Below are 14323 nucleotides of genomic sequence, written 5' to 3'. Positions count from 1 at the left end.
ACGATGACACGCCCCTCAGCCGTGACGACCAGGAAGGCCGGCTCGGCCCCTGATAGGGACGTTTCCGCCATTCTTGCCGGCAGCCATCGCGATCCCTTCGCAGTCCTCGGGGTGCAGCAGTCCGATACCGGCTTCGTCGCCCGCTGCTTCATCCCGAACGCAGAGGAGGTCGCGGCCTTCACCCTGGACGGAGCCTTCATAGGCGACCTCGCGCGCCGGCGCGCGGAGGGCCTTTTCGAGGGGCCGATCTCCATCAGCAAACGGCAGCCGATCAAATATCATGCGCGCAATCAGGGTGGCGACTGGTGGGTGACCGATCCCTTCTCCTTCGGTCCGGTGCTCGGGCCGATGGACGATTACTACATCGCGGAAGGCTCGCACCTCAGGCTCTTCGACAAGCTCGGCGCGCATCTGATCGATCATGAGGGCGCCACGGGCGTCCAGTTCGCGGTCTGGGCGCCGAATGCGCGGCGCGTGTCGGTAGTCGGCGACTTCAATGCTTGGGATGGGCGGCGCCATCCGATGCGTCTGCGTCAGGACACCGGCATCTGGGAGATTTTCCTGCCGGATATCGGGCCCGGAAGACCCTACAAATACGAGATCATCGGGCCGAAGGGCCAAGCGCTTCCGCTCAAGGCGGACCCCTTTGCCTTCCATTCCGAACTGCGGCCAGCGACCGCCTCGGTGACCACGGCCCCGCTCAGCCACGAGTGGGGCGACGAGGCGCATCGCGCGTTCTGGCGGAAGGCGGACGTGCGCCGCCAGCCGATGTCGATCTACGAGGTCCATGCCGGCTCATGGCAGCGCCCCGCCGACGGCGGCTTCCTTTCATGGGACGAACTGGCCGATCGACTGATCCCCTATGTCGTCGACACCGGCTTCACGCATATCGAGTTCCTGCCGATCACCGAGCATCCCTACGATCCGTCGTGGGGTTATCAGACGACGGGCCTCTATTCCCCGACCGCCCGCTTCGGCGACCAAGAAGGCTTTGCCCGCTTCGTCGATGGCGCGCACCGGGCCGGCATCGGCGTCATCCTCGACTGGGTTCCGGCGCATTTTCCCGTCGACGCGCATGGTCTCGCCTGGTTCGATGGCACTGCGCTTTACGAGCATGCCGATCCGCGGAAAGGCTTTCATCCTGACTGGAACACGGCGATCTACAATTTCGGCCGCCGCGAGGTCGTGTCCTTCCTGGTCAACAACGCGCTCTACTGGGCGGAAAAATTCCACATCGACGGGCTGAGGGTCGATGCCGTGGCCTCGATGCTCTACCTCGACTATTCGCGCCGCGAGGGCGAGTGGATCCCCAACGAGCGGGGAGGGCGCGAGAACCTGGAGGCCGTTAGCTTCCTACAGAGGATGAATGCGGCCGTCTACGCCCACCATCCGGGTGTCGTCACGATCGCCGAGGAGTCCACCTCCTGGCCAAAAGTCTCGCAGCCCGTCTATGAGGGCGGGCTCGGCTTCGGCTTCAAGTGGAACATGGGCTTCATGCACGACACGCTGGAGTACCTGTCCAAGGAGCCGGTGCACAGGAAGCACCATCACGACCAGATCACCTTCGGCCTCGTCTACGCCTTCAGTGAGAATTTCGTGCTGCCGCTCAGCCACGACGAGGTGGTGCACGGGAAGGGCTCGCTCATCTCCAAGATGGCCGGCGACGACTGGCAGAAATTCGCGACGCTACGCGCCTACTACGCCTTCATGTGGGGCTATCCCGGCAAGAAGCTGCTGTTCATGGGGCAGGAGTTTGCCCAGCGGCGTGAGTGGAGTGAAGCAAGGGGCCTCGACTGGTTCCTGCTCGAGCATGGTGCGCATCGTGGCGTGCAGGAGGTGATCCGCGACCTCAACCGCGTCTACCGCGAGAAGCCATCGCTGCATGCGCGCGACTGCGAGCCGGAGGGCTTCAAGTGGCTGGTCGTGGACGACCGCGAGAATTCAGTCTTCGCCTGGTATCGCGTCGCGCCCGGCCACGAGCCGATCGTGGTCATCAGCAACTTCACGCCGGTGCCGCGCCCGGACTACCGTGTGCCGATGCCGAAGGCCGGCAGGTGGCGCGAGATCATCAACACGGATGCCGTGCAATATGGCGGCTCGGGCATGGGAAATGGAGGCGAGGTGTCCGCGTTGGAGGAGGAACACGGACCCGTCGCGACCATGGTCGTGCCGCCGTTGTCGACGGTCCTGCTGGAGTTCGTAGGGGAATAGACAGGGAGGAAGTGATGCTCGAGCCGAGGAGGAATCAGCCACTGGCGCGCGACGCCATGGCCTATGTGCTGGCGGGAGGACGCGGCAGCCGATTGAAGGAACTGACCGACCGGCGGGCCAAGCCCGCGGTCTATTTCGGGGGCAAGACCCGCATCATCGACTTCGCGCTGTCCAACGCCTTGAACTCCGGCATCCGCAGGCTGGCGGTGGCGACGCAGTACAAGGCGCACTCGCTGATCCGCCACCTGCAGCGGGGCTGGAATTTCCTGAGGCCGGAGCGCAACGAGAGCTTCGACATCCTGCCCGCCAGCCAGCGCGTCTCCGAGACGCAGTGGTATGAGGGGACGGCCGACGCCGTCTATCAGAACATCGACATCATTGAGTCATACAACCCCGAGTACATGGTGATTCTCGCGGGAGACCACGTCTACAAGATGGACTACGAGCTGATGCTGCGCCAGCACTGCGAGGCCGAGGCGGACGTAACCGTCGGCTGCCTGGAAGTGCCTCGCATGGAGGCGTCGGGCTTCGGCGTCATGCATGTCGACGACAAGGATAACATCGTCGCCTTCGTGGAAAAGCCCGTCGATCCGCCGGGAATACCCGGCAACCCCGAGATGGCGCTGGCCTCGATGGGCATCTACGTCTTCAGGACAAAATTCCTGATGGACCAGTTGCGGCGAGATGCGGTCGACCCAAATTCCAGCCGCGACTTCGGCACGGACATCATTCCCTATATCGTTACACACGGCAAAGCCGTCGCCCACAGGTTCACCAAATCCTGTGTGCGCTCGACCGCAGAGAACGAGGCCTATTGGCGCGACGTCGGTACGATCGACGCCTATTGGGAAGCCAACATCGACCTCACGGACGTCACCCCGGAGCTCGACCTCTACGATCGGGACTGGCCGATCTGGACCTATTCCGAACTGAAGCCGCCGGCGAAATTCGTGCATGACGAAGAGGGCCGGCGCGGCATGGCGGTGTCATCGCTGGTTTCCGGCGACTGCATCATTTCGGGCGGATCGCTGCGGCGCAGCCTTCTCTTTACCGGCGCCCGCATCCACTCCTATGCCGAGCTCGAGGAAGTCGTGATGCTGCCCGATTGCGTGATCGGCCGGAGCGCCCGGCTGCGACGGGCGGTCCTCGACCACGGCGTGATAATTCCTGAGGGGCTGGTCGTTGGAGAGGATCCGAAGCTGGACGCCAAGCGGTTCCGGGTCTCGGAGAAAGGCGTGTGCCTGATCACCCAGCCTATGATCGACAGGCTGGCTTGATCCTCACGAATGAATTTAGGTCCCCCCTCACCTGGGTGAGGGGAGGAAATCGGATTTGAAGGGAAAGGGGGCGCCCATCGATGCAGGTGCTAGCGGTCACGCCGGAAATCTATCCGCTGATCAAGACCGGGGGGCTGGCGGATGTGACCGGCGCCCTGCCGATCGCGCTCGCCGAGCATGGGGTCAGCGTGCGGACGCTGGTGCCCGGCTATCCCGGCGTGATGACGGCCTTCAGAAAGAAGCGGCCGCTCCATCAGTACGATGATCTGTATGGCGGGCCGGCTGCGGTCCATGTGGCGCAGGTCGGCGAACTCGACCTTCTGGTCCTCGATGCGCCGCATCTCTTCGATCGCATCGGCGGTCCCTACGGCGATGCGGGCGGAAGGGACTGGCCGGACAACTGGCAGCGTTTTGCCGCCCTGAGCCGGGTGGGTGCCGATGTAGCCGGAGGGGCAATACCGGCCTACGCACCGGACCTGCTGCACGTACACGACTGGCAGGCGGCGCTGGCATTGGCCTATATGCGCTACGGCCAGGCGCGATCCGTGCCCTCCCTCATCACCGTTCACAACCTGGCCTACCAGGGCCAGTTCAGCGCCTCCATCTTTCCGGGTCTGGGCCTGCCGCCGGAGGCGATGGCGCTGGACGGCGTCGAGTATTTTGGCGGGGTCGGTTTCCTGAAGGCCGGCCTGCAAGCGGCCACGGCCATCACCACGGTCAGTCCGACCTATGCTCAGGAGATCAGGACGCCGGAGTTCGGCATGGGACTGGACGGCTTGCTCAATGGGCGGGAAGCCGATCTGCACGGGATCGTCAACGGCATCGACGTCGAGGTCTGGAATCCGGAAACCGATCCCTATCTGGTGTCGAACTACGCTCGCGGAAACCTGAAGGCCCGCAAACCGAACCGTCGTGCGGTAGAGGAGCGCTTCGACCTTGCTCCCGACGGCGGACCGCTGATCTGCGTGGTCAGCCGGCTCACCTGGCAGAAGGGCATCGACGTGCTTGCCAGCGTCGTCGACCAGATCGTCGACGCAGGCGTCAGGATCGCCATCCTCGGCACCGGCGATGCGGGGATAGAGGGTGTGCTGCTGGCAGGCGCGGCGCGGCACCGGGGCCGCCTCGGCGTCGTCATCGGCTATGACGAGGCGCTGTCCCACCTTATGCAGGGCGGCTGCGACGCGATCGTGGTGCCGTCGCGCTTCGAGCCTTGTGGCCTGACGCAGCTCTATGGGCTACGCTATGGCTGCGTGCCGATCGTCGCCCGTACCGGCGGGCTCGCCGATACAGTCATCGACGCCAACCAGGCCGCGGTTTCGGCAGGGGTGGCAACCGGCCTGCAGTTCTCGCCCGAGAGCGGCGCGGCGCTGCTTCACGCCGTCAGGCGCATGTGCCAGCTCCACGCCAACAAGGCGGTGTGGTCGACGATCCAGAAACAAGGCATGAAGTCCGACGTTTCGTGGGAAGGCAGCGCCGCGAAATACGCCGAACTCTACAAATCATTGCTCGCAAACAAGGCTGACAGCGCATGATCAGAACCGTGGAAACCACGCCGTATTCGGACCAGAAGCCGGGGACGTCCGGCCTGCGCAAGAAGGTGCCGGTTTTCCAGCAGGCGAACTATGCCGAGAACTTCATCCAGTCGGTGTTCGACGCGCTGGCGGGGTTTTCCGGCCAGACGCTGGTGATCGGCGGGGACGGCCGCTACTACAATCGCGAGGTGATCCAGAAGGCGGTCGCGATGGCTGCGGCCAACGGTTTCGGCAAGGTGATCGTCGGTCAGGGCGGCATCCTGTCGACGCCGGCAGCCTCCAACATCATCCGCAAGTACAAGGCTTTCGGCGGGCTCATCCTGTCGGCGAGCCACAATCCCGGCGGGCCGAACGAGGATTTCGGCATCAAGTACAATATCGGCAACGGCGGCCCGGCGCCCGAGAAGATCACCGACGCGATCTTCGCCCGCTCGAAGACGATCTCCAGCTACAGAATAGCCGACATCGGCGAGGTAGACCTGGACCAGATCGGTACCTTCGAGGCGGGTGGAATGACCGTCGAGGTCGTCGATCCGGTGAAGGACTATGCCGAGCTGATGGAGAGCCTCTTCGACTTCGACGCAATCCGCGCGTTGTTCAGGAGAGGGTTCCGCATGGCCTTCGACGCCATGCACGCGGTCACCGGTCCCTACGCCAAGGAGATCCTGGAGAACCGGCTGGGTGCCCCGGCCGGCACCGCGCGCAAATGTGTGCCGTTGCCGGACTTCGGCGGCCACCACCCCGACCCGAACCTTGTCCATGCAAAGCATCTCTACGACGAGATGATGGGTGCCGATGCGCCCGATTTCGGCGCCGCATCGGATGGCGACGGCGACCGCAACCTGATCATCGGCCGCGGCATCTTCGTGACGCCCTCGGACTCGCTCGCGGTGCTCGCCGCCAATGCGCATCTGGCGCCGGGGTACAAGGGCGGGCTGAAGGGCATCGCCCGCTCCATGCCGACCAGTGCCGCGGCCGACCGCGTGGCGGAAAAGCTCGGCATCGGCATGTACGAGACCCCTACCGGCTGGAAGTTCTTCGGTAACCTGCTCGATGCCGGCATGGCGACGATCTGCGGCGAGGAGAGCGCCGGCACCGGCTCCGACCACGTGCGCGAGAAGGACGGGCTGTGGGCCGTGCTGCTCTGGCTCAACATCCTTGCTGTGCGGAAGGAGAGCGCGAAGGAGATCGTCACAAAGCACTGGCAGACTTTTGGGCGCAACTACTACTCGCGCCACGACTATGAGGAAGTGGACTCGGACGCCGCCAACCGGCTGGTGAGCCAGCTGCGGGAGCGGCTGCCCTCGCTGCCCGGCACCGAAGTAGCGGGCCTCAGGATCGAGAACGCCGACGACTTCTCCTATCGCGACCCGGTCGACGGCTCGGTCAGCAAGAATCAGGGTATCCGCGTGATGTTCGAAGGCGGCTCGCGCGTCGTCATCCGTCTCTCCGGCACTGGCACGGCGGGAGCGACGCTGCGCCTCTATGTGGAGCGTTACGAGGGCTCGCGTCTCGACCTCGATACGCAGGAGGCGCTGGCGGATCTCGTTCGGGCGGCCGACGAGATCGCCGGCATCCGGCGGCATACCGGCAGGGACAAGCCGAGCGTGATTACGTGAGGATGGCAGTGACGGCGAATCTTCCCCCTGGTGGGGCAGGTCAATTGCATTTGGGTTCGACCCCCACTTCGGTCGGCTTCGCCGACCACCTCTCCCCAGATCGACGGGGGAGAGGAAGCGCCGGCCGCGAGCCTGGCGCGCTGCCTCTACCCCACGTCTAAGTCTCCGTGCCCAGCTTCTTTACCCAGTCCGAAAGTTACCCCCTCGGTGCCGTCCCCACCGGCTCGGGCGTTCGCTTCTCCGTCTGGTCGGGCGCTGCGGAGCGCATGTGGCTCTGCCTCTTCGATGAGCAAGGAGAGGCAGAGACCGCGCGCTTCGAGATGGCGCGAGGGGAGGGCGGGGTCTTTGCGGTCGAAGTCCCGGGTATCGGAACAGGGACGCGGTATGGGTTCCGCGCGGACGGCCCATATGCGCCCGAGCAGGGGCTGTGGTTCGATCCCGACAAGATCCTGATGGACCCGTACGCGCTGGCGATCGACCGGCAATATGCCTACGATTCGCGTTTGGCGTTGCCGCGAGGTTCAGCCGTCGACACTGCGCCATTGATGCCCAAGGCCATTGTCACGGCGCTTGCCGAACCGGTCGCGCCTGAGCCGCCGATCTTCCGACCCGGCGGCCTCGTCTATGAAGTCTTGCCAAGAGGTTTCACAAAGCTGCACCCGGAGGTGCCGGAGCACCTGCGGGGGACGCTGGTCGCAATCGCGCAGCCGGCGGTGATAAGGCATCTGAAGAAGCTTAAGGTCAGCGCGATCGAACTGATGCCGATCGCTGCCTGGATCGACGAACGGCACCTGCCGCCGTTGGGCTTGAGGAACGCCTGGGGCTACAATCCCGTCTCCTTCATGGCGCTCGATCCGCGCGTCGCGCCGGGGGGATTCCAGGAACTGCGGGACCTAGTGGCCGCGCTGCGGCGCGAGGGCATCGGCGTCATCCTCGACGTGGTCTTCAACCACACCGGCGAGAGCGACGAGAAGGGGCCGACGCTGAGCCTGCGCGGCCTCGATAACCGCGCCTACTACCGCCATGAGCCGGGCGAACCGGCGCGCCTGGTCAACGATACCTGCACCGGCAATACGCTCGCCTGTGGCCAGCCGGCTGTCATGCGCCTCGTGCTCGACACGCTCCGCCACTTCGTGCGCCACGCAGGGGTGGGTGGCTTCCGCTTCGACCTCGCGCCGGTGCTGGGACGGTCGGCAGCGGGTTTTGCGCCAGACGCGCCGCTTCTGCGCCTGATTGCCGAGGATCCGGTGCTGAAGGACCGCGTGCTGATTGCCGAGCCGTGGGATCCTGGGCCGGGCGGCTACCAGCTTGGTCGGTTTCCTCCGCCGTTCCTCGAATGGAACGACCGTTTTCGCGACGATGTCCGTCGCTTCTGGCGGGGCGATGATGGAACGGTCGGCACGCTGGCGACGCGGCTCGCCGGCTCATTCGACATCTTCAGGGAAGCCTCTACGCGCACGGTCAACTTCGTCGCGGCCCATGACGGTTTTTCGCTCGCCGACCTCGTGAGCTACGCCAGCAAGCACAACGAGCCCAACGGCGAGATGAACCGCGACGGCCACAGCCACGAGATCGCGTGGAACAACGGCATTGAGGGCGGGACCAACAACGATAGGATTGCAGGGGAACGTCGCAAGGATTTGCACGCGCTGCTGGCAACCCTGTTCTTCTCGCGCGGCACCATCATGCTGAGCGCTGGCGACGAATTCGGCCGCACCCAGCACGGCAACAACAACGCCTACGCCCAGGACAACGAGACCATCTGGCTCGATTGGGCTGGGCGGGACCGGGAACTCGAAGCCTTCGTCGCGCGGCTTGCCGAGATACGAAACGCGCTGCCTGTCCTTAGCAGTTGCGCTCTCCTGACCGGAGAGGCGGGCAGTCCGCAATTCCCGGACGTGGAATGGCTGAAGGAAACCGGCGCGCCGCTGACCGTGGCGGACTGGCACGATCCGGACCGGCGCCGGGTCACCATGCTGCTTGCCGACGATGATGGACGGCGTGTCGCCGTGGTCATCAATGGCGACCGGCGCGCGTCGGTGATGGGCCTGCCGGAGCGGCCGGGTTTTGTCTGGAAGAACCTGTTGCCGGATTGTGAGCGGCATTCGGAAAAACCCTTCCTCGCGCAGGGCCGGACCGTCTACTGCCTGATCGAGGAGGCCGAATGAGCGATCCGGATTGGTGGCGGGGCGCCGCAATCTATCAGGTCTATCCAAGATCCTATCAGGACACCAATGGCGACGGGCTGGGCGATCTCAAGGGCATCTCGCGGCGACTCCCGCACATCGCGTCGCTCGGCGTAGAGGCGATCTGGCTGTCGCCCTTCTTCAAGTCGCCGATGGCGGACATGGGCTATGACGTGTCCGACTATTGCGCCGTCGATCCGATGTTCGGCACGCTGGACGACTTCGACGAGATGGTCGCGCAAGCACACAGGCTTGGCCTGAAGATCATCATCGACCAGGTGCTGTCCCACACCTCCGACCGGCATCCCTGGTTCGTCGAAAGCCGCGCCAGCCGCACCAACCCGAAGGCTGACTGGTTCGTCTGGGCCGACCCGAAGCCTGACGGCGGGGCGCCGAACAACTGGCTGTCGAACTTCGGAGGGCCGGCTTGGGAATGGGACTCGGTACGCAAGCAGTACTATCTGCACAATTTCCTGACCTCGCAGCCGGACCTCAACTTCCACAATCCGAAGGTCCAGGAGGCGCTGCTCGACACCGTGCGGTTCTGGCTGGACCGCGGGGTAGACGGGTTCAGGCTGGACACGGTGAACTTCTACGTTCACGACCGGCGGCTTCGCGACAATCCGCCCCTCCGCATGACCGACGCGCAGAAGGCGCGGCAGACCAACCCCTACGAGTACCAGAACCACCTCTACGACAAGACCCGACCGGAGAACCTCGCCTTCCTCAGGCGCTTCCGCGCTCTGCTCGACGAGTATGAGGACCGCACGTCGGTGGGGGAGGTGGGCGACGGCAGGCGTTCGCTGAAGACGGTGGCCGCTTACACTTCCGGGGGCGACAAGCTCCACATGTGCTACACCTTCGACATGCTTGGACCGGATTTCTCCGCCGAGTTCGTGGCGAAGCGCATCAGGGCGTTCGAAGCCATCGTGAAGGATGGCTGGATCTGCTGGGCCTTCTCCAATCACGACGTGAACCGGCACGTGACGCGCTGGACCAAGCCGGGCGGCTCGCCGGAGGCAATCGCCAGGTTCGCCATTGCGCTTCTCGCCTGCCTGCGCGGCTCGATCTGCATCTACCAGGGCGAGGAACTTGGGCTGGAGGAAGCGGAACTGGCGTTCGAGGACCTGCGTGATCCCTACGGCATCCGCTTCTGGCCTGGGTTTAAGGGGCGCGACGGCTGCCGCACGCCGATGCCGTGGGAAAGCGGCGCCGGACACGCAGGCTTTACGAGCGGGCTGCCTTGGCTGCCCGTTCCGGACCAGCACCGCTCGCGCGCCGTGGATCGGCAGGACGGCGATCCGGACTCCGTGCTTTCGCTTTATCGGCAGGTGTTTGCTTTCCGTAAGCAGGAACTTCCGCTCGTCAAGGGTTCGATCCATCTGCTGGACTCTCCCAAGGGCGTTCTAATGTTCCTGCGCAGCTTCGAGAACGAGAGGCTGCTCTGCGTCTTTAACTTCTCGCAATCGCCTGTGGATTTCGCAGTCCCGGCGGAGGCCGTAGGCATCGCGGCACTGCCCCTTCCGGGCGCGCATGGGCGCGTCGAGGCGGGTCTCTTGAGCTTGGCGGGACTGGGCGTTTTCGTCGGACGAACTGGTTGCACGCCCTGAAAGAAGTCGGTTTCCGTAACGTTAGATTCGTCGCAGTTGAAATGAGATATGTCGGTGTTACTGTCGGCGCCACGAAAACGTCCGGCAAGTACCGGCGAAGATTGGTAACGCTAGGCAAAGATGCCAGCGTCGGAGGAAACCGCCGGGGCAGAGGGGGCTCTGGCAAAAATGGGAGTTCAACAGCATGCAAATCAGGAACCTGCTGAAAGCATCGGTCTTCGCGGCCGGTCTTGTATTGGCCAATGGCGTCATCGTTGCGCCGGCCTGGGCTGAAGTCGTTTACAATCGCGGCAGTGCCGCCGAGCCGGAAACCGTCGATCCGCACAAGACCTCGACGGTCTATGAAGCGCATGTCCTGCGCGATCTGTTCGAAGGCCTGGTGATGCAGGACGCCAAGGCCGAGTTGATCCCCGGCGCCGCGGAGAGCTGGACCGTCTCGGACGACGGCAAGGTCTACATCTTCAAGATTCGGCAGGGTGCTGCCTGGTCTGACGGCAGCCCGGTGACTGCGGAAGATTTCGTCTATTCCTTCCGCCGCCTCGAGGATCCCGCCACGGGCGCCGAATATGCCTCGATGCTCTATCCGATTGTGAACGCCGAGGAGGTCAACGCCGGCAAAGGCAAGCCGGAAGACATGGGCGTCAAGGCGGTCGATGCCAACACGCTGGAGATCACGCTCAAGGCTCCGACGCCGTATTTCCTGGAGATGCTCACCCACCAGGCGGCCTACCCCGTGAACAAGGCCTCGATCGAGAAGCTGGGCGCCGACTGGATCAAGCCCGGCAATCTGATTTCGAACGGCGCCTACACGCTCGCCGAATGGGTCCCGAACGACCACATCAAGATGGTCAAGAACCCGAAATTCCACGATGCGGACAACGTCAAGATCGACGTGGTCAACTTCATCCCGACCGAGGACCGTTCCTCGGCGATGAAGCGCTTCGAAGCTGGCGAACTCGACAGCTATGACGACCTGCCGACCGAGCAGCTTTCAGACTTGAAAGCCAAGTTCGGCGACCAGATTCGCGTCGCGCCCTATCTTGGCACCTACTATTACGCGATCAAGACCGACAAGGCGCCGTGGGATAATGTCGAACTGCGGACGGCCATTTCGGAAGCGATCGATCGCGACTTCCTGGCCGAGAAGGTCTGGGGCAATTCGATGTTCCCTGGCTATTCCATGGTGCCCCCGGGCATCGAGGGCTACACCCCGGCGATGGCCAAGTTCGCCGAGATGTCGCAGATCGACCGCGAGGACGAGGCCAAGAAGATTCTCGAGAAGCTCGGCTACACGCCGGAAAAGCCGCTGAAGATGGAAATCCGCTACAACACCTCGGAGAACCACAAGAACACGGCGGTCGCCATCCAGGAGCAACTGAAGCCGCTCGGCATCGAAGTGACGCTGCTCAACACCGACACCAAGACCCATTACGGCCATCTTGAGCAGAAGGGCGACTACGACGTCGCTCGCGCCGGCTGGATCGCCGACTACCAGGATCCCGAGACTTTCCTCGGCATTTCGCTGAAGGCAAGCGGCAACAACTATTCGAACTACGACAGCCCGAAGTACGAGGAGGCAATGGCTAAGGCCGCTGCCGCCGGGGGCAATCCGGAAGAACGGCTGAAGCTGCTGTCCGAAGCCGAGCGCATCCTCATCGACGAGGTCGGCAACATTCCGTTGCTCTACTACAGCTTCCACAACATCGTCTCGCCGAAGCTTGTGGGCTTCGAGGACAACGTCATGGACGTCCACCCCTCGCGCTTCATCAGCAAGACCGAATAGGATGTCCGCAGCATCGCCGCCCCGCTCTCGCGGGGCGGCTTGCGGACTTCATTCCAAGGTCTTGCGATCATGCTGATTTTCGTCGTCCGGCGGCTGCTCACGGCCATTCCGACGCTTTTCGTCATCATCACCCTGTCCTTCTTCCTGATCCGGGTCGCGCCCGGCGGGCCGTTCAACCAGGAACGCGGCCTTTCGCCGGAAGTGAAGGCCAATCTCGAGAGGGCCTACGGGCTCGATGATCCGCTCTGGGAGCAATACCTCCGCTATCTCGGCAATCTGCTGAAAGGCGATTTCGGCCCGAGCTACAACCTGCCGGATTTCACCGTTCGCGAGTTGTTCGAGAAGGGTCTGCCGGTCTCGATACAGATCGGCACCTCGGCGCTGATCCTAGCCCTGATCGTCGGCGGCACGCTCGGCGTGATCGCTGCGCTCAACCAGAATCGCACCGCCGACTACGCGGTGATCGCTACCGCCGCAGCCGGCAGTACGATCCCGACCTTCGTCATCGCCCCGATCATCCAACTCGTCTTCGGGCTCACCTGGACCCTGCTGCCGATCGGCGGTTGGGGGGGAGGCGCGTTCGTCAACAAGATTGGTCCGGTGATCACTCTATCGTTGCCGCAGATCGCCATCGTCGCCCGCCTGATGCGCGGCTCGATGATCGAATCGCTTCGCTCCCATCACATCCGCACCGCACGCGCGCTTGGACTGTCGGAATGGTCGGTGGTGGTGCGGCATGCTCTAAGAGGCGCGCTGCTGCCGATCATCTCCTATGCCGGGCCGGCGGCGGCAGCGCTGCTCACGGGCTCGATCGTCGTGGAGACGATCTTCGCCATACCGGGCGTCGGCCGCTATTTCGTCGATGCCGCGCTGAACCGCGACTACACGCTGGTCATGGGCACGGTGGTCGTGATCGCCATCTTCACGATCCTGTTCAACTTGGCCGTAGACATTCTCTATGCCGTGGTCGACCCGCGGGTGCGCTATGACTGAACTCGCCATAACGCACGCCGTCCCGGGCCGCTCCTTCTGGGGCGATGCCTGGGCCAGGCTCCGGGCGAACCGCGCCGCCATGGTGAGCCTGGTCTATCTCGGCCTGATGGCAGTGGCCTGCATCGTCGGGCCGTTGCTGGTGCCGCACCAGTACACCACGATCTATCCCGACTACGTCCGCATCCCGCCGAGCCTCTCGCCCTATCCGAAGCCGGAGATGATCGAAACGGCGCTCGGCGACGTACTCAAGCGCATGCGTGTCGACGTGAAGGAATGGCGGCAGGAGAGCGATCGTATCTTCGTCACCATCACCTCCAGCCGCGAGATCGATGAGCGCAACACGCGCTATATCGACCGCTCCGACACCTTCGACGACGCCCGTGTGGAGGAGAAGTCGCCGGACGGGAAGACGATGGTGATGAGCGCCGCGATCAAGCAGCAGCATTTCCTGTTCGGGACCGACAACACCGGGCGCGACCTGCTCTCGAGGACGCTGATGGCGGGGCGCGTCTCCCTGGCAATCGGGCTGCTTGCGGGCGTGGTCGCCGTGGTGATCGGCGTGGTCTATGGCGCCACGGCCGGCTTCCTGGGCGGCCGCATCGATGAGGCCATGATGCGTGTCGTCGACGTGCTCTATTCGCTGCCTTTCATCTTTTTCGTCATCATGCTGGTCGTGTTCTTCGGCCGCAACTTCGTGCTGATGTTCCTGGCTGTGGGCGCGGTGCTGTGGCTCGACATGGCGCGCATCGTGCGCGGCCAGGCCCTTTCCATCCGGCGCCAGGAATATGTGCAGGCGGCCGAGGCGCTCGGTGTTTCGCGCACGGGAATCCTCGCACGCCACATCGTACCGAACCTGCTCGGGGTGGTGGTGATCTACATGACCCTGCTGGTACCGCAGGTCATCATCCTGGAGAGCTTCCTATCCTTCCTTGGGCTCGGCGTGCAGGAGCCGATGACGAGTTGGGGCGTGCTGATCTCGGCCGGCGCCAAGAACATCGGCACGGCCAACTGGCTGCTTCTGTTTCCCGCCTTCTTCCTCGTCTCAACGCTTTTCGCCCTGAATTTCGTCGGCGACGGGCTGCGGGACGCGCTTGACCCGAAGGACCGCTGAG

The 14323-nt window shown here is 64.0% G+C and carries 9 protein-coding genes; all 9 read left to right on the top strand.

Annotated elements, in window-relative coordinates:
• Positions 1-3: 3 nt before the first annotated feature.
• The 9 genes from glgB (at position 4) to HUI96_RS06140 (ending at position 14322) form a co-directional block, all read left to right on the top strand.
• The gene (glgB, locus tag HUI96_RS06180; RefSeq protein ID WP_188253780.1) at positions 4-2211 is read left to right on the top strand and encodes a 1,4-alpha-glucan branching protein GlgB; all 2208 of its coding nucleotides are present in this window, start codon (positions 4-6) and stop codon (positions 2209-2211) included.
• Positions 2212-2225: 14 nt separating this feature from the next.
• Positions 2226-3488 carry a glucose-1-phosphate adenylyltransferase gene (glgC, locus tag HUI96_RS06175; RefSeq protein WP_188253779.1) on the top strand — a complete coding sequence of 421 codons (1263 nt, stop codon included), beginning with the start codon at positions 2226-2228 and terminating at the stop codon, positions 3486-3488.
• A gap of 80 nt (positions 3489-3568) precedes the next feature.
• On the top strand, positions 3569-5020 hold the full coding sequence (glgA, locus tag HUI96_RS06170) for a glycogen synthase GlgA (protein WP_188253778.1): 1452 nt from the start codon (positions 3569-3571) through the stop codon (positions 5018-5020).
• Positions 5017-6639 carry an alpha-D-glucose phosphate-specific phosphoglucomutase gene (locus tag HUI96_RS06165; protein ID WP_188253777.1) on the top strand — a complete coding sequence of 541 codons (1623 nt, stop codon included), beginning with the start codon at positions 5017-5019 and terminating at the stop codon, positions 6637-6639. Before glgA ends, HUI96_RS06165 begins: the two co-directional genes overlap by 4 nt.
• 167 nt (positions 6640-6806) lie before the next feature.
• Positions 6807-8807, top strand: coding sequence for a glycogen debranching protein GlgX (glgX, locus tag HUI96_RS06160; protein ID WP_188253776.1), 2001 nt, complete (start codon positions 6807-6809; stop codon positions 8805-8807).
• Complete coding sequence (locus tag HUI96_RS06155; RefSeq protein WP_188253775.1) at positions 8804-10435, top strand: alpha-glucosidase family protein; 1632 nt, start codon at positions 8804-8806, stop codon at positions 10433-10435. The genes glgX and HUI96_RS06155 overlap by 4 nt, the downstream gene beginning before the upstream one ends.
• A gap of 184 nt (positions 10436-10619) precedes the next feature.
• Positions 10620-12218 (top strand): peptide ABC transporter substrate-binding protein, encoded by a 1599-nt coding sequence (locus tag HUI96_RS06150; RefSeq protein ID WP_188253774.1) that lies wholly within the window; start codon positions 10620-10622, stop codon positions 12216-12218.
• Positions 12219-12287: 69 nt separating this feature from the next.
• Entirely contained in the window at positions 12288-13211 is a 924-nt protein-coding gene (oppB, locus tag HUI96_RS06145) for an oligopeptide ABC transporter permease OppB (protein WP_188253773.1), read from the top strand.
• Positions 13204-14322 (top strand): ABC transporter permease, encoded by a 1119-nt coding sequence (locus tag HUI96_RS06140; protein ID WP_188253772.1) that lies wholly within the window; start codon positions 13204-13206, stop codon positions 14320-14322. Before oppB ends, HUI96_RS06140 begins: the two co-directional genes overlap by 8 nt.
• The last annotated feature ends 1 nt before the right edge of the window (position 14323 follow it).

It is taken from the genome of Pseudaminobacter soli (ex Zhang et al. 2022) (genome assembly GCF_014595955.1).
In the GTDB taxonomy this organism is placed as follows: Bacteria; Pseudomonadota; Alphaproteobacteria; order Rhizobiales; family Rhizobiaceae; genus Kumtagia; species Kumtagia pseudosoli.
Note: the sequence above shows the minus strand (reverse complement) of the source record. Positions and strands in the feature narration are given on the sequence as shown.